This window comes from Pseudomaricurvus albidus (genome assembly GCF_018863235.1).
GTDB lineage: Bacteria > Pseudomonadota > Gammaproteobacteria > Pseudomonadales > Cellvibrionaceae > Pseudomaricurvus > Pseudomaricurvus albidus.
Window position 1 is genome coordinate 140,727 of the sequence record NZ_JAHKRS010000009.1, and the last position, 16,718, is coordinate 157,444.

Consider the following 16,718-nt stretch of genomic DNA (forward strand, 5'->3'; position numbering starts at 1 on the left):
GAGTGGAGGTTACCGGTTGATGCATTTCACAAAGGTAAACAGGTCGGTTGCGCACAGCATATCGGTAATAATAAAGACAACAAATATGACCAGCAGCACTCCCACAACTCCCTGACCGGCTGGCATGTTGGCCAGTTCGGTGTTTAGTTGAGCCAGTTCATCGGCATTCAGTGTGGCAATGCGCTGTTCAATTTCGGCTGGATCGACACCCATTCCCGTCAGTTGATCACGTACACCTTCCTGATTTAAGGCTTCCATTAAACGTGCGCGGTCGTACTCGACAAATTCCTGGCTAACGGCCTGTTGGGTGGTCACCATACCAGCCTGAGCTGATACGCTGAGCAGACTGGTAGAAACCAGCAGTAAACTTAACAACAATGCGAAAAAACGGTTGCTTTTAGCAAGTTTCATGTTTCGCCTCACAAATTAAATTGATTTATAAAACAAGGGAATAGCTATCTCTCTGGTTAATAAGTTATAGGTGATAGCTTTGTTGAAATCAATTTCTCTGGGGCAATATGATCGCTCATTCACAGTCTGAGAGGGCGCCGTTAGCAGAATTCAAGGGATGCGAACTGCATCAAATCCTGAAAGATGCAGTTTTGATCGCTCCTCAGCCTTCTTGTCAGGCTAAACGCCGAGTCAGGGAACCGATAAGTTCACAAAGTTTGGGGAGGAATTCTTCGGGCAAATCATGAGCCATCCCCTCAATGGCATGAAACTCTGATTGAGGAATATTGTTGGCTGTGTCCTTGCCACACTCTATCGGGATCAGAGGATCGTCGGTACCGTGAATCACCAGGGCGGGGATTGTCAGTTTCTGCAGTTGTTTGCGACGGTCAGGTGTACAGATTGAGGCCAGCAAATGTCTGAAAATGCCTGCAGGGTAATAACTTCTTTTTACGGCAGCATGACATTTCTCTTTTAGGACTTCGTCGGATATTGGGTATCCCGGACTCATGATGGCTTTCCAGCCTTGCATATTGTTGAGAACAATTTCTTCAATGCTGGCATCCTTGGATGCTTTATTAGTCAGGGCAGCGGTTGCTTCCGGTTTGGCTCTTGGCAGTTTGGGATTTCCCGTTGTTGACATGATGGACGTCAGTGAAAGCGCTCTTTGCGGAAAGTGAATAGCCATCAGCTGTGCAATCATACCCCCCATGGAAACGCCAACGAAGTGAGCTTGTGGAATCTTCAAAAAGTCCAGAAGGCCTATAGCATCCTTGGCCATATCCATAAGTGTATACGGAAGTTTAGGTTTTAAACCCAATTGATGTCGTATGATGGCCCAGGTGAAATTGGGGGATTTGATGTTATCCATTTTTGTGGATAAACCAACATCGCGATTGTCGTAACGAATCACGAAATGACCATGATCAGCCAGGTTTTGACAGAGTTTCTCGGGCCATTGAATCAGTTGTGAGCCCAGCCCCATAATTAACAAAATTGCAGGTTTTGCTTGGTCGCCAAATGTTTCATATTCAAGAGTTAGGCCGTCTAATACAGCTTTTGCCATGGGAGTTTCCGAACCTATATGAGGTTATAAATACTCATGCTGTTTGCATGGGGTTGCATGAACCAACATTCTCAAAATGAGCTGTAGCTATCTGAGCCAGAAGCACACGTTGCGGGTTCGTTGGCTTGTAAGTCCAAAACCCTGAGATATGGTGCTTTAGACTGAGCTGGGGAATATCCTACCTTGAACAAAAAGCGTGTGGCCAAACTATCAGGGGCTTTGGCGAGAGGCTTGTATCTGATGATCCTGAAGAAGGGGTGGGCTGAATAATTTCAGGCAAATTTATACAATAGAACTTGAGATGGAGAACTTTTGGCGTGGTTTTTGGTCGCGGGTGGTTGTTCTGAATAATGAATGCGGCTGGCATCGTTTTTGACAAGGTACCAGCCGCATTGGGCTCTTGTATTCTACAAAAGCTGTCAGTCAGCGGGTTGGAATTACACGCCCTTGAATTCCGGCTTGCGTTTTTCAAAGAAAGCGCTGGCGCCCTCTTTAAAATCCTGACTGCGGTAGGCGGTATTTTGCACAACAGCTTCTTTATCCAGGCAGTAATCCAGGTTTTCTGAGGCCGCTGCCTGAAGGATCTCTTTCGATAAGCGCAGTGTAAGAGGCGCTTGCTCGGTAAGGATTGAGGCCCACTCCAGTGCATCATTCAATAAGTTCTCACTGGACACTACTCGGTTAGCCAGACCGACTTTCTCGCACTGCTCGGCGGGTAGTCGCTGAGAAAAAGCAATCATCTCATAGGCTTTTTTGGATCCCAGGTAGGATTGCAGGAATTTATGCGAGCCGCCATCGGGAATCAGGCTAATGGCGCCAAATGCTGAGTAGAGAAAGGCATCCTCAGCCATCATCATCAAATCACAAGCCATGGCCAGTGAACCACCAATGCCCGCAGCGGCTCCATGAACAACGCTAATGACGGGCTTGGGAGTGTCAGTGATTGCCTTGATTAGAGGATTGTATTCGTGACGGATAAGATCTGTAATAAATCCGTCTTCGTCACTGCCAGGCGATATTTCACCGAGGTCTGCGCCTGCACAAAACCCTTTTCCCGCACCCGCCAGCAATATGACACGTACCTGGTCATCTTCCCCGGCCTGCTGGAAAGCGGCCAACAGTTCTGTACGCATTTGTTTGTTGAGCGAGTTACGAACCTCAGGGCGGTTCATGGTAATGATGGCGATATGGTTAGTTACTTCATAAGTCAGTGCTTCAAAGCTGCTCATAACAGAGTCCTTTTTCGTGATGCTTTTTGTTGTAGGTTGGAAGTTGCAATCGGTGATGCGATTATTGCACCGCCCCCTGATCGATCAGTGTCTGAATATCGTCGCTGGACAAGCCCAGGTCTTCAAGGACAACCCGGGTATCATGTCCGCTGGGACGTTGACCATGCGCCACTTCAGATTTTGTGCGGCTGAATCGGGGGGCAGGAGCGGGTTGTTTGTAACCGTCCAGTTCGATGTAGACATCACGCTCCTGGTTGTGGGGGTAGTCAAAGGCTTCATAAGCACTGAGCACGGGTGAAAAACAGGCGTCGGTATGCTCCAGTAAGGCACACCATTCGTCGCGGGTCTTTTCTTTCATCACTTCCGTGAGAATGGCTTTTTTCTCTTCCCATTGATCCATGTCGTTTTGGGTTTCCAGATTGAAAATTTCCGGATCCAGTCCGCCTTTTTCGACCAGAGTCATGAAAAATTGTGGTTCGATAGCGCCGATCGCGACGTACTTGCCGTCTTTTGTTTCGTAGGTGTCGTAATAAAAGGCGCCGCCATCGAGCATGTTCACACCACGCTCGTTAAAATCCCACATTTTTGAAGCATGGAAGCTGTGGCACATCCACATCAGATTGGTCGCACCGTCCACCATGGCTGCATCGACGACCTGGCCCTTGCCTGAATTTTTAGCTTCCAGCAGTGCTGCCAAAACGCCGCTGACCAAAAACATGGTGCCGCCACCAAAATCACCGACCAGATTCATTGGTACTACAGGTTTTTGACCTTTCACACCGATTGCATGTAAAGCGCCGGTGATAGAGATGTAGTTGATGTCGTGCCCGGCGTTTTGAGCCAGAGGACCGGTCTGTCCCCAGCCCGTCATACGGCCATAAACCAGGGCGGGGTTTACTGCCTGACAATCTTCAGGGCCGATTCCCAGTTTTTCGGTGACACCGGGACGAAAACCTTCGATCAATACATCGGCTGAAGCAATCAGTTTCATCAGAGCTTTACGGCCTTCTTCGCTTTTAAGATTGACCACAATGGATTTCTTTCCCCGGCGGCTTATGTCTTGCCCGTAAAGAGCGGGAGGGTTGCCTCCGCGATCAATGCAGATAACCTCGGCACCCATGTCAGCCAAAATCATGCCTGCCATGGGGCACGGGCCTAAACCCGCTAGCTCAATTACCCGGTAACCTGACAATGGGCCCATAATAAACTCCGGAAACGTAGTGTTATGCCATGTAAAAAGCCCGTAGTACGGACGCAAAGGTTTGGGCGGTGCGCAGGCACTGCCCTGATGGTTGTGAGACGCTATCTTACTTGGGTTGCATGCGAACTGCAGCGTCCATACGGATGACTTCACCGTTGATGTAATCGTTGTCTACGATATGCAGGGACAGCTTGGCGATCTCGGCGGGTCTGCCCAAACGTTTTGGATACACGGTTGAGGCTTCCAGGGACTTGTAGTAAGACTCCTCAATCGAATCAAACAGCGGAGTATGAATCAGGCCGGGAGCGATGGTGTTCACGCGAATGCCGTAAGGTGCCAGTTCGCGAGCCATAGGCAGTGTCATGCCAACAATAGCGCCTTTGGTGGCAGAGTAGGCGACCTGACCGATCTGACCTTCGTAGGCGGCAACCGAAGCGGTATTGATGATTACGCCACGGCTACCGTCTTCGTTGACGGGCTCATTCTGGGCCATTTTCTCAGCGGCCAGACGTGCGACGTTGAAGGTGCCCACCTGATTAATCATGACAATTTTCATGTACAGATCAATGGGGTGAGGGCCTTTGGAGCCGTAGGTTTTACACGCCGGGCCGATACCGGCGTAATTGTTGACGATGTGCAGGGCGCCGAACCTGTCTACAGTGGCATCGATAGCGGTTTGTACGGAAGCTTCGTCGGCCACGTCCACGTTAAAGTAAGCAACCTTATCCCCGAGACGATCGGCAACGGCCTGTCCGGCTTCTTCGTTCAAATCAAAAATAGCCACATTGGCGCCTTTGGCGGCGTAGAGTTCCACTGTGCCCAGACCCAGGCCGGATGCGCCTCCGGTGACAATAGCGGTTTTGCCTGCAATATCCATTTTATTCTCCTGATGGTTGTGGGGGTGATGTTAATTACATCACCCGAAAGTGTTGTGAAATTGTTATTCCGCGTTTATTGAAACGTTCCGCCATCTTTGGCCTTGTCGATCACATTTGCGGGTGGTGTAAAGCGAGCGCCATACTGTTCAGCCAGTTCGTTGGCCCGAGAAACAAACGCTGCCGGTCCGGTTTCATTGTTGTATTCGTAAGTATTAACAAACTGGATGAAACCGCCTGTCCAGGTCGGTGCGCCAATACCCAAAAGAGAGCCGACATTACCCTCAGCAACAGAGCGAAGAACACCTTCCTGCAGGCACTTCAGGCTTTCAATAACCTGGCGAAACAGAATGCGATCTTTCATGTCCTGGTTGGCGATTGACACGTTCGGCTTGTGGTACAACTCATAGAGTTTTGGCCACACAGCCTTGCTGCCGTCTTCTGCGTATTCGTAGAAACCGCCACCGTGATGGCGGCCGCCGCGGTTAAAGTCCCTGACCATGCTTTCACAGACGTCAATGCCGACACTGCAGTCGCTTTTGCTGCCCAATACCCCCATGTTGCGGTGAGTCTCAGCGGCTTTGCGGGTCAGTTCCTGACTGACTTCATCCTGAATGGTCAGCGGTCCCACAGGCATACCCACCTGCTTGCCCATGGCATCAATCAACACGGGATCAGCTCCCTCGGTCAGAAGGCGTGCACCTTCGTCCAGATAGGTGAAGAACACCCGAGAGGTGAAAAATCCCAGTGAGTCGTTCACCACAATGGCGGTCTTGCGAATTTGTCGGGTGTAGTCGAACGCTTTGGCGAGAGTTTCATCGCTGGTTTTTTCACCGCAGATAATTTCGACCAGAGGCATCTTGTCTACCGGCGAGAAAAAGTGAATGCCAATAAAGTTTTCCGGTTTGGCGCTGGCTTCTGCCAGCTGGCTGATGGGCAGGGTAGAGGTGTTGCTGCCGTAAATGCCGCCTTCTGCCAAATAGCCTTCCGCTTCTTTGGTGACGTTGTTTTTCAGTTCGATGTTTTCAAACACGGCTTCAATGATCAGGTCACAGCCTTGCAAATCTGCATAATCCTTGGTGGCTTTAATCAGACCGAGTACCTTGGTTTTGTCGGCTTCGGTTTTGCGACCGCGCTGGATTTGTTTGTCCAGCAGTTTTGCGGTGTAGGCTTTGCCTTTTTCTGCGGCTTCCAGGCTGATGTCTTTCAACACTACTTCAATGCCGGCCATTGCTGAGCTAAAGGTAATGCCCTGACCCATCATGCCGGCACCGAGAATACCGACTTTTTTCACTTTGCTGGGTTCAATGCCTTTTGGGCGTGCTGCGCCACCGTTGACACTGTTCATTTGAAAAAAGCCGGAAGTGATGATGTTTTTGGCTTCCGCAGTGGTGTTCAGGAAGGCAAACCCGCGTGACTCAATACGCAAGGCGGTATCAAAGTCTACTGTCATGGTGTCACCGGCCACGGCCAGAATTCGCTCTGGGGCCGGCAGCAGACCACGGGTTTTTTTAATGGTCATTGGAGTCGCCATGGCCAGGATATTTAATACCGTCTTGCTGGTCGCGTCGCCTCCGGGAATCTTGTGTCCTTGAATGTCCCAGGGTTGAGCCCAGGCTTCCGGGTTGGCCTTGATCCAGTTTTTGGCGCTTGCTACCAGTTTGTCTGCATCGTCGACCAGCTCGTTCACGTAGCCAACTTCAACTGCTTCAGAGGCATTCAACCGCTTGCCTTCCAGCAGGAATGGCAGCGCTTTCTCCAGGCCCAGCAGGTGGATGGAACGAACCACGCCACCACCGCCGGGTAGCAAACCGAGGGTCACTTCAGGAAGACCAATCTGAACTTGTGGCGAGTTGAGAGCAATGCGATAGTTACAGGCCAGGCAGATTTCCAGACCACCACCCAGTGCTGCGCCATTGATCGCAGCGACTACGGGCACTTCCAGTTTTTCCAGACCGCGCAGAGGGGCTTTGATCTTGTCCTCCAGGGTGCGGAACTGGGCTTCTTCTTCGCCTTTGGGCACTGAGGACAATTCGCGCAGATCACCCCCGGCAAAAAACGTGCTTTTGGCAGATGCCAGTACAACTCCGGTTAAATCGCTTTCAGCTTGCAGTCTGGTGACAGTCGCCAGCATGGCATCCCGATATTGGCTGTTCATGGCATTGACCGGGCCATCCAAATCCATGGTGATGGTGACGATGCCGTCGGTGTCTTTCTCGTAGATAAAACCGTGTAGGTTCTCACTCATGATCTATTACCTTGTTTATTCTGTTTTTTCTTCAGGGAGATTGTTAAACGCGTTCGATGATGGTGGCGATACCCATGCCGCCTCCGACGCAGAGAGCAATCAAGCCGCGTTTTTTGTTGCGACGTTCCAGTTCATCCAGCATGGTGCTGACCAACATGGCTCCGGTGGCCCCCAAGGGATGCCCCATGGCGATAGCGCCGCCGTTAACGTTGGTAACGTCGTGAGAAATATCGAGATCCTGCATGAAACGCAGGGCGACAGAAGCAAAGGCTTCGTTGATTTCGAACAGATCAATGTCGGCGGTTGTCATGCCTGCCTTTAATAATACTTTCCTGGCGGCAGGACCAGGTCCGGTCAACATGATGGTTGGATCAGTCGCCAGCACAGCTGTCGCCACAATGCGGGCGCGTGGGATCAGGTTCAAATCCTTGCCGGCTTTTTCACTACCGATCAATACCGCTGAAGAGCCATCGACAATACCTGAGGAATTGCCGGGGGTGTGAACGTGATTGATGGCAGGCAGCTGCGGGTACTTGCGCAGCATCATGTCATCAAAACCAAGATTGCCCATGGATTCGAAAGATGGGCGCAGTTTGCCAAGTACTTCCATGGTGGTGTTGGGCTTGATGAAGTCATCTTTCTCCAGCACGGTCACGCCGTTCAGGTCTTTTACCGGAACCACTGAACGATCAAAGTAGCCACTTGCCTGAGCGTGAGCGGCACGCTGTTGCGAGGCCAGGGCAAAAGCATCGACGTTTTCGCGGCTCCATCCACCGATGGTGGCTATGGTGTCGGCACCAATACCCTGAGGCACGATACCGTCATGCATTGTGACTTCCGGATCATACATCCAGGCGCCGCCGGAGCTGCCCATAGGTACACGGGACATGGACTCCACGCCACCGGCAACCACCAGATCTTCCCACCCGGAAGCGATTTTCATGGCAGCCATATTGACGGCTTCCAGGCCAGAAGCACAGAAGCGATCCAGTTGTACGCCGGGCACGCTTTCATCCCAATCAGCAAACTGGACAATGCTTTTGGCGACATCGCCACCCTGCTCGGCGGTGGGGGTCACACAGCCCATTACCACATCGTCCACCTGGCTGGTATCCAGATCGTGTCTCTGTTGTAGCTCCTTCAGGAGGCTGGCACCGAGAGCAACCGGTTTAACCTCATGAAGAGAACCGTCAGCTTTCCCTTTGCTGCGCGGGGTTCTGACAGCGTCGTATATATAGGCGGTATGTGGCATTACGAGATCCTGTTGGTTTTATCTGTTTATCGTAAAAAGAGGGAGCTGATACCCACTTGCTATCGATGGGTTTTAGCGATAACGTGCATTTTTTTCATTATTGTTTGCCAAATGCCCCTTAATCAAGGATCTATTTGGACAATAGTGTGCAGTTTGTTCCGTTTTAAGGCTGGGGCAATGGTGCGCCGATATTGATGAATTTTAGTCGACAGGTTAAAAAAGGTGGGTAGAACACATTGAGTGACGTCAGCAATACACAAGAGATATCCGTACCCAGTTATTTTCTCAGGGCGGTTGTGAAGAATGCTCCGTCAAAAGGTATTGACGTGCCAGGCCTGGTGCGGCGGGCTCATATTCCTCCGCGCCTGTTCGTCGGCAGTAATGCACGTGTGACCGTGGAACAGTATGCCCGGTTACAGGCGATCACGATGCGTGAGATGAATGATGAGGCTCTGGGCTACTGCCGATTGCCGCTGAAGGTGGGTACCTGGTCAGCAGTGTGCCACTGGGTGATTCATGTTCGTACCCTCAGTCAGGCACTGAAACGATTTTGTCTGTTTTACTCGCTGCTTGAGCGAGGGCTGAAAACCGAGTTGAGCACCAATGAAGACACCCTGACCATACATTTTTCTCCCTGGGAAAAAGGGGAGTCCATCGAACCATTCGCCTATGAGTTGTTTATGTTTGGCCTGCATCGGTTGACCTCTTGGTTAACCGAAGACAGCTTGCCTATCCAGCAGGTGCGGTTAAATTTCCCGGAACCGGAACACAGCCAGGAGTATCGAGCGATGTTTCCCGGTGCCGAAAGGGTATTTTGTGACGAGAGGGAGCCTGACACGGGATGCTCTTTAACGTTTGACCGGCGAGTAATGGAGCTGCCAATCAAACAAACCCCTGAATCTTTATCCAATTTTCTGCGTCAGCCACTGCTGAATGTGATGGTGAATGACTACAATCAACAAAGTTGGAGCGCCAAAACCCGTGCTGTTCTTAGACAGCGTTTAAGCAGTATTCCCACGTTGGTGGAAGTGGCCGAAGAGCTGGAAATTCATCCCAAGAAGCTGCGTCGCAAGCTGGAGGCTGAAGGTATCGGTTATGGTGATCTGAAAAGCCAGCTGAGGCGGGATATTGCCATTCGTCACCTTACCAAAAGCAGTGAGGCGATTGAGCAAATTGCCTATCTTACCGGCTTTTCGGAAACCTGTACCTTTACCCGGGCCTTCAAGCGTTGGACAGGCGTGACGCCATTCACCTACAGGAAGCGAGCGAAAAGCGCTAATAACTAGGGTATCCTATAGCCAGTTGATAACGCACAAAATGCACAATGAGAACTGACTCTTGATTGGGTCTGGAACAGTCTGCAGAGAGAATACGAGATCACTATGAGCACACACAAAGATAAATTGGTTATTTTTGATACTACCCTGCGCGACGGGGAGCAAAGCCCGGGCGCGTCCATGACCAAAGACGAGAAAGTACGTATTGGCAAGATGCTGGAAAAGATGCGCGTCGATGTGATCGAAGCGGGTTTTGCCATTGCCAGTCCCGGTGATTTCGAGGCGGTAAAAGCTGTCGCTCAAGCTGTGAAAGATTCCACAGTGTGCAGCCTGGCACGGGCGGTTCGTGCGGATATTGAACGCGCGGGTGAGGCTCTGAAAAACGCCAATTCCGGTCGTATTCATACGTTTATTGCCACCTCGCCGATTCACATGAAGTACAAGTTGCAGATGGAGCCGGATGCAGTGCTGGCGCAGGCTGTTGAGGCGGTGAAGATTGCCCGCAATCTGTCTGAAGACGTAGAGTTTTCCCTTGAGGATGGCAGCCGTACCGAGCCCGACTTTATGTACCGCATTATCGAAGCGGTCATCGCTGCGGGTGCCAGTACCATCAATATCCCGGACACCGTCGGCTATGGCACTCCTGAAGAGTACGGAGCCTTGTTTAAGAATGTGCTGAACCATGTTCCCAATGCCGACAAAGCGATTTTCTCTACCCACTGCCACAACGATCTGGGGCTGGCGGTGGCTAACTCCCTGGCAGCGGTGATGAATGGTGTGCGTCAGGTAGAATGCACCATCAACGGTCTCGGGGAGAGAGCGGGTAACGCCTCACTGGAAGAAATTGTCATGGCGGTACAGACACGCAAAGACTTCTATCCCGTCGAGACCACCATCGATACCCGTCATATTGTGCCAACGTCCCGTTTGGTGGCCAGCGTGACCGGATTCCCGGTACAGCCGAACAAGGCGATTGTAGGAGCCAATGCCTTTGCCCATGAATCCGGCATTCACCAGGACGGTGTCCTCAAGCACCGCGAGACTTACGAGATCATGAAGGCAGAAGACGTGGGCTGGAATGCCAACAAACTGGTCCTGGGTAAGCACTCCGGTCGGGCTGCGGTAAGAGCCAGGTTTGAAGAGTTGGGGGTGACCTTCGACTCACCGGAAGCCCTCAATGATGCCTTCAAGCGCTTTAAGGATCTGGCGGACAAAAAGCATGAGATCTTTGACGAAGATCTGCAGGCTCTGGTCTCCGATGTGAAGGCTGAAAGCGTCGATGAGATCTATCGCTTTGTCGGAATGGAAGTCAATTGTAAAACAGGCCAGAAGCCCAGAGCAGAGTTGACGTTTACCCGACTTGGTCAATCCGTGACCACTTCGTCGGAGGGGAGTGGCCCTGTTGATGCGGTGTTTAAAGCCATCGAAAAAGAGGTCAACAGTCAGTCGGCGCTAGAACTCTACTCGGTTAACGCCATTACTGCGGGTACTGAAGCGCAGGGTGATGTTACCGTGCGGTTGGCCAGAAACGGCGAGATCGTCAATGGTGTCGGTGCCGATACCGATGTGGTGGCTGCGTCTGCAAAAGCCTACTTGCACGCTCTGAATCTGTTAGAATCCGAGGGCCGTGCACATCCGCAACGGGGTGTGTGACCTGATTAACGAAGATTCACTATGAATGAAATCCAGCGCCAGCAATATTTAGACGCCCTTGGCATCGACAGTTATATGCCTCGCTGGATTTTGCCTGTGGCACCGGCGCCGGTTTCCTGTGAGCCGGTTCTGCCGGTAAATGATGCACCAAGCCTGGAAGCCACTCCGGTTTCTGTGCCGAGTGTCGACGAACATACCGGCTCGCCGGCAGTCACAGCTTCCAATACTCGGGAAGCGACGGCTACTGGCGAGACTGCGGCACCGGCCACAGCCGGGACGGTGGTCAGCAGTCTTGCTGAAATTGTTGATAAGGTGAAGGCGCCTGCCAGTCCTGCTTCTCCAGTTACCGATTCTTCAGGTAGCTTGGGTTCTGCCGGCAAGGCAACACCAGAGCAGCAGACTACCGCAGTCGAGGTGGACCCTCATTTCTCGCTGAGCCTGTGGCGTGTCAGTGAGGATTTGGTCATTGTGGACAGTCGCCATGCAGAATTGGCTTTGCCCACTGAACCGCTGCTGGCCAATATCCTGTTTGCGCTGGGGCTGCCCCGTCAACCTCTGGCCCGGGCCGAGGTGTTGCGCTGGCCCATGTACGATCACCGTCTGGCGCCAAAGGGAGAGGCGGCTGCACGGGAAACGGTGCTGGCCATGCTGGAGGGAAAACTTGAGGCTCAACCCGCCCGTTACCTCTTATTGATGGGGGCTGAGGCCTGTCATTTTGTACTGCCTGCGGATCTGTTGCCTGAAAACGGTGATGCGGAAGTATCCTACAAGGCGATGCAGGGCAGGGCACTCACAATTGAAGCGCTGCAGGCAACTGCTATCGTAGTGCCCAGTTTGTGTGACATGCTGCAACAACCCGAACTGAAAGCCGTCACCTGGCGATCAATCCAACCCCTGCGACAGTCTTAGGTGGATTTCAACCTCTGCACACCTTGTCAGCACCGATCTGAGTATTAAAGCACCTATGGCTTCATCCGAGATCTGCTCTGTTCCTGTGTCACTCGTAACAGCTAAACAGTTGCCGTTAGTGGCTTCTCCTTTGCCAGAGGAGGCTCTGGATGCGGTGCATCAGCTGGAAACCCGGGCTCACTCCCACCCCTGGAGTCGTTCCCTGCTGGAATCGGGCTTGTCCCGATATCATTGCTGGGGCATTCAGACAAATGAACAATGGATAGGGTTTGCCATAGTCTCTGTCGTGGTGGGTGAGGCAGAGCTGCTGGATTTTGTCGTATCCCCGGACTATCAGGGGCAAGGTGTGGGCGGCTGTTTCATGGATTGGTTGCTGGAGCAGGTGGCCACGCTGGCTGATCGGTTCTATCTCGAGGTGCGTGCCTCCAATGCTCCGGCGATTGCTCTTTACCAGAATGCCGGTTTTGTAGAAGTCGGGCTGCGTCCTGATTACTACCCCGCAGCCAAGGGGCGTGAGGACGCGGTGTTAATGGCGATGGAATTGTTTGCGGCATCCTGAAACCTGAAAGTCATATCAATTTGAGCACTTTCCTGCACCAGAATGGTGTGTTTTTTTGAGTTTCTCGCGGACTTGTCAGATTCTGAAAATTATTACCTCTGTCGTCATGCTGTTTTATTGTGCGGTGGATTGTCATTTTGCATTAATGTGAGTCATTTTTTTCTCCGTTGATATCCTCCTTTCCCCCGAAGACCAAGGAGTGGAACGGTTTTTCCAGACTGGCACAGTTTTGGCTTTATTTTCTCGGCTTTAATGTTATTCACGGTTTCAGTTGGGTCAGAATTGAGCTCAACGGATCAGGGTGGGCTGTTCATTGGTAAGGGCGAGATTAAAAGATCGGTCGGGACGCAGAGCACCGTTGGGTGTCGTCTGCTCTGAGCCTGTGTCCGTATTGCTCCTGGATGCGGATCCTGAAAGGGCCACCGCATTGCGGCGTGGTCTGGAAGATTCAGGCTATTGCCTGCTGGCCAAAATTCGTGACAACGCTCAATTGCTGAAACAGGTGGAAAGCCTGAATCCTGATATCCTGGTGATCGGTACCGATTATCCGGACGATATGTTGTTGCAACAACTGTTGCTGATTCGGGATTTGTCTCCCAAACCTGTCATCATGTTTGCTGAAAAGGAAGCTCCGAAACTGATCGAACAGGTGGTGAAGTCCGGAGTTAACGCCTTTGTCGTCAACGATATTCAACCCCATCGTTTGCGGTCGATTATCAATATTGCGGCTGCTCGATTTAAAGAAACTCAGGTGCTCAGAAGCGAGTTGGAGTCCACTCGTACTCAACTGGCTGACAGGAAAAAAATTGATAAAGCCAAAGGTCTGTTAATGAAGGCCAAGGGTTATTCTGAGGATGAGGCCTACCGTACTTTGCGCAAGATGGCGATGGATAAAGGACAATCCTTGTCGGCAGCCGCAGAGTCTATAACGGATGTTCTGTCCGTATTGGAATCCAACTGATTACAATCGCTATTAACGGATAGTGTTCGCTTTCAGGGTTGGCATTTAGCCGGCGCCAGCAAAATTCAGGCGCCGGTTTGTTCCGAATTATTCAGACAACAGCTCTGCGTATTGTCCGGTGATAATGTTCATGCCTCGTAGCATGGCATCTGTGGTTCCTGTAACGACGTGTACTAACCGTTTTCCGGACAGGCTCATTGCACCATCGAATCCTTTTAAGGCGTATTTAAATTGTCCCGTGACTTTCTGAAGTTGAGTCCTGATTTTCGGAGTGTTGAGCGAGCTTTCAGACAGGTAGGTCAATACGTTTTCATATTCTGCCAGATCCTCATAAAGCAAAGCGGTCGCATTCTCTGTATTTATTCCCCACTGTGCCGCCAAAAAGTTCTTGGCGATTCGCTGGGAAAGCATTCTTTGTCGGCCAGACAGGTTAATGATCTCAGCTTTCTGAGTTGCGGATAGCTTTTCCAGTTGAGAAACATATTCGTTGGCTTCTTTTAGCAGGGTGTTGCTCTGTTCCAGTAGAATAGTTCCGGAGTCTTTGTTGACTTCGCCCTGTGCCAGTTGTTTATAGGGAAGCCAGAGGGCTTCCACTCGGAGTGCCTGTTGATGCAGGGGCTTGGCTGCGGGATAGTTTTTCAGGCTTACCAGGTTGCGATCAAATTCCTTGATGGCTCGCTGGAGCTGCTCATCGCTTCGCGCAGAGTCTGGTTTGAGCCCTTTGAGAAAATAAGACTGGGCAATCCGTTGGGACAGCATGCGTTGCCGACCCGCCATGTTGATGGCTTCACCCATGGAGTGAATCGTCAGTAGACTACTCTGCTCAGATGTTCCCAGAGTAGAGTAGGCATTAAGAGACATTAAAGATATAAAAGTGATTAGAAGTGCCCTTATGGCAAAGCCTAGTGATGGCTGGCTTTTTATAAGCCCTGGATTAAAAAAAGACATGGCATTCTCTCGGTGATTAAATTGTTCCGCGTTTATGTGTATGCGGTGATATTGTGAAATGCTTGTAATGCAAATAGTTAGCCAAAAGTTAAAGCCTGATGATCAGGGTTAAGGCATTAATATGGTGCGCGTGGCTTTAGGGTGGGGCGTCAAAAGCCTGATCGGGAAAATATATTGTCAGAAACGTCGAAAGAGACAGAAAAACAGCCCAATTTATTGGGCTAAAAACCGGGTGTACGATTGTACTAAATGGAATAGAATTTGCTCATTACACTGTTAGGCGTTTTATTGCAGAGTTCTGTCTCAAGGCTGAGTTCATACAGAGAATAAAAAATCTCACTCAAATTTGAAGCGGACATCTTGCGGTGGCGCTAAAAGTTTTGATTATCCAAAATCAGTATCTATAGATTTTATCAGGCGTGCTCACTCTGAGTAGAAATTGGGTGGGGGTATCAAAAGTGGGTGCGGCACCAAAAGGCGTAAAACAATAAATACCTAGCCTGTATTAACAATATTAAGCCAGTATTAACCACAGTAAATGCTGTTATAGATTATGTGGCGGCATAGGACACCTGTTACCAGTTTAAGGGAATGGTTTATGTTTGATTCATCTTCCTCCGTCACTATGTGGAGCAGTGCTGGAGCATTTGTATGCATTGTCGTGATTGCATTGCTGCTTGTGGCGCGTCGACATCGGGCTGAAAGGCAGGCAAGAGGATTGGAGTGGTTGTCCAAACTCAGAGCTCTGCTGACTCATATACAGAAACACAGAGGGATGTGCAGCGGCTATTTGAATGGCAAGACCAGCCTTAAACCGACTATTGAGCAATTGCAGCGTGAGGTGAGTCGGGATCTGTATGACATTGCCAATGTCGACATCAAGATTGAAGACAATGCGCGTTGGAAGGGGATCACTCAACACTGGGCGAGGCTGGCAGGCAACTACAAGACCTTAAGTACCGATAATTGCCTGGCACAGCACAATTACCTAATTAAAAATGTGTTGTACCTGATTGATGATCTCGCTCAGGAAAGCGATTTATTGTTGTTAACCAATAATAAAAAGAAGCCTCTTCATCGTTATTGGCGGGAGCTTTTACTGTCTGCTGAATATATTGGTCAGGCGCGGGCAATTGGTACTGGTGTATCGGCCGCTGCGTACTGTGACAGTGTGTCCAGGATTCGGCTAGGGCATCTGTGTGAAAAGATTGAACTCAACACCAAGCGGCTGTGGCGGGAAATGGGGAGTCCGGAACACCAAATGACTTCTGTTGCTGCTCTTATTGAATGTATCAACAACGAACTGATGCAAGAGCACCCAACGATCGAGCCTGGTGATTTCTTTGCCATTGCCACTTCCGCCATCGACAGCTTGCTGGAACAATTTGATGTATTGATAAAAGAGCAGCAGTGGAGCTAGCCTTCATTGCTGGATCATGTTCTACCCGCCGTTTTCCTCCCTTCGATATAGTCTGCTTTTCTCCTAATTCAAACAGCGCTCACTGAGTGTCTTGTTATTGCTGCTGGATGTCCGCTATGAGTGGCCGCCTATCATTAAATTCTCTTTCAAATCGGACGAATGCACTCTTTTGCACCGTTTGTGCGCGTAACGGGATCGCTTGTTGAATGACTCTGAAGCATTTGTTTTTGGTTTTTGTGGTTCAAGGTGGTGCTTTGTGCACTTATTCGGAACCGTTTCGGCCGAATCTTTTTTGGCCCCTATTTTTTGACCTGTTCCATTTTGGTATTTTTGGCTTTCATATGAACACAAATGGGGCTTTTGGCGCATAAAGCATTACAAACGGCCTTTTTTCAATAAAAAATACAAGCTTGGCATGACCACTGCATTGTAGATGTGGAATGAGAAAAACATAGGCTCATCGATTTGGGGCGTATGTTTAAAGATACTTGGGTTGATGCCTGATCAGTCAATGGCGACTGACAGGATCTCTTCCAGAAGAATCCAGATGTAAACTGAAACAAGAGTAAGGGGAACAACGGGGTTCCACCTTATCGAGCAAAGGCGCTCACTGGCTACCGTCAAAAGTTTTGGCGGTCTGCAGGTGAGCGCCTTTTTTGTTTCCGGATTC

14 protein-coding genes are annotated in these 16,718 nt (G+C 50.5%); 6 read left to right on the plus strand and 8 right to left on the minus strand.

Annotated elements, in window-relative coordinates:
• Positions 1-9: 9 nt before the first annotated feature.
• The 7 genes from KOI40_RS14720 to KOI40_RS14750 all read right to left on the minus strand — a co-directional run bounded on the left by KOI40_RS14720 (position 10) and on the right by KOI40_RS14750 (position 8,321).
• Complete coding sequence (locus KOI40_RS14720; RefSeq protein ID WP_216098287.1) at positions 10-411, minus strand: PA2779 family protein; 402 nt, start codon at positions 409-411, stop codon at positions 10-12.
• A gap of 214 nt (positions 412-625) precedes the next feature.
• Positions 626-1,516 carry an alpha/beta fold hydrolase gene (locus KOI40_RS14725; protein ID WP_216098288.1) on the minus strand — a complete coding sequence of 297 codons (891 nt, stop codon included), beginning with the start codon at positions 1,514-1,516 and terminating at the stop codon, positions 626-628.
• A gap of 437 nt (positions 1,517-1,953) precedes the next feature.
• Positions 1,954-2,745, minus strand: a complete 792-nt coding sequence (locus KOI40_RS14730) for an enoyl-CoA hydratase/isomerase family protein (RefSeq protein ID WP_216098289.1) — start codon at positions 2,743-2,745, stop codon at positions 1,954-1,956.
• 61 nt (positions 2,746-2,806) lie between these two features.
• Complete coding sequence (locus KOI40_RS14735) at positions 2,807-3,946, minus strand: CaiB/BaiF CoA transferase family protein (protein WP_216098290.1); 1,140 nt, start codon at positions 3,944-3,946, stop codon at positions 2,807-2,809.
• A 106-nt stretch (positions 3,947-4,052) separates the two neighbouring features.
• A complete protein-coding gene (locus tag KOI40_RS14740) occupies positions 4,053-4,823 on the minus strand; it encodes an SDR family NAD(P)-dependent oxidoreductase (protein WP_216098291.1) in 771 nt (256 codons plus the stop codon).
• A gap of 74 nt (positions 4,824-4,897) precedes the next feature.
• Positions 4,898-7,069 (minus strand): 3-hydroxyacyl-CoA dehydrogenase NAD-binding domain-containing protein, encoded by a 2,172-nt coding sequence (locus tag KOI40_RS14745; protein ID WP_216098292.1) that lies wholly within the window; start codon positions 7,067-7,069, stop codon positions 4,898-4,900.
• 43 nt (positions 7,070-7,112) lie between these two features.
• Positions 7,113-8,321, minus strand: a complete 1,209-nt coding sequence (locus tag KOI40_RS14750; protein WP_216098293.1) for an acetyl-CoA C-acetyltransferase — start codon at positions 8,319-8,321, stop codon at positions 7,113-7,115.
• A 236-nt stretch (positions 8,322-8,557) separates the two neighbouring features.
• On the opposite strand from KOI40_RS14750, the gene KOI40_RS14755 reads away from it, so the two are divergent.
• The 5 genes from KOI40_RS14755 (at position 8,558) to KOI40_RS14775 (ending at position 13,680) form a co-directional block, all read left to right on the plus strand.
• Entirely contained in the window at positions 8,558-9,607 is a 1,050-nt protein-coding gene (locus KOI40_RS14755; RefSeq protein WP_216098294.1) for an AraC family transcriptional regulator, read from the plus strand.
• Between the two features lie 96 nt (positions 9,608-9,703).
• Positions 9,704-11,251: a 2-isopropylmalate synthase gene (locus tag KOI40_RS14760; RefSeq protein WP_216098295.1), complete on the plus strand. Its 1,548-nt coding sequence runs from the start codon at positions 9,704-9,706 to the stop codon at positions 11,249-11,251.
• Positions 11,252-11,272: 21 nt separating this feature from the next.
• Positions 11,273-12,160, plus strand: a complete 888-nt coding sequence (locus KOI40_RS14765; RefSeq protein WP_216098296.1) for a hypothetical protein — start codon at positions 11,273-11,275, stop codon at positions 12,158-12,160.
• 85 nt (positions 12,161-12,245) lie between these two features.
• Positions 12,246-12,719 (plus strand): ribosomal protein S18-alanine N-acetyltransferase, encoded by a 474-nt coding sequence (gene rimI / locus KOI40_RS14770; RefSeq protein ID WP_216098297.1) that lies wholly within the window; start codon positions 12,246-12,248, stop codon positions 12,717-12,719.
• A gap of 382 nt (positions 12,720-13,101) precedes the next feature.
• Entirely contained in the window at positions 13,102-13,680 is a 579-nt protein-coding gene (locus KOI40_RS14775; protein ID WP_216098298.1) for an ANTAR domain-containing response regulator, read from the plus strand.
• Positions 13,681-13,767: 87 nt separating this feature from the next.
• Here KOI40_RS14775 and KOI40_RS14780 read toward each other — a convergent pair whose 3' ends face one another.
• A complete protein-coding gene (locus KOI40_RS14780) occupies positions 13,768-14,475 on the minus strand; it encodes a type IV pili methyl-accepting chemotaxis transducer N-terminal domain-containing protein (protein ID WP_216098299.1) in 708 nt (235 codons plus the stop codon).
• A 751-nt stretch (positions 14,476-15,226) separates the two neighbouring features.
• Here KOI40_RS14780 and KOI40_RS14785 point away from each other — a divergent pair.
• Positions 15,227-16,048, plus strand: a complete 822-nt coding sequence (locus KOI40_RS14785; protein ID WP_216098300.1) for a hypothetical protein — start codon at positions 15,227-15,229, stop codon at positions 16,046-16,048.
• Positions 16,049-16,718: the final 670 nt, after the last annotated feature.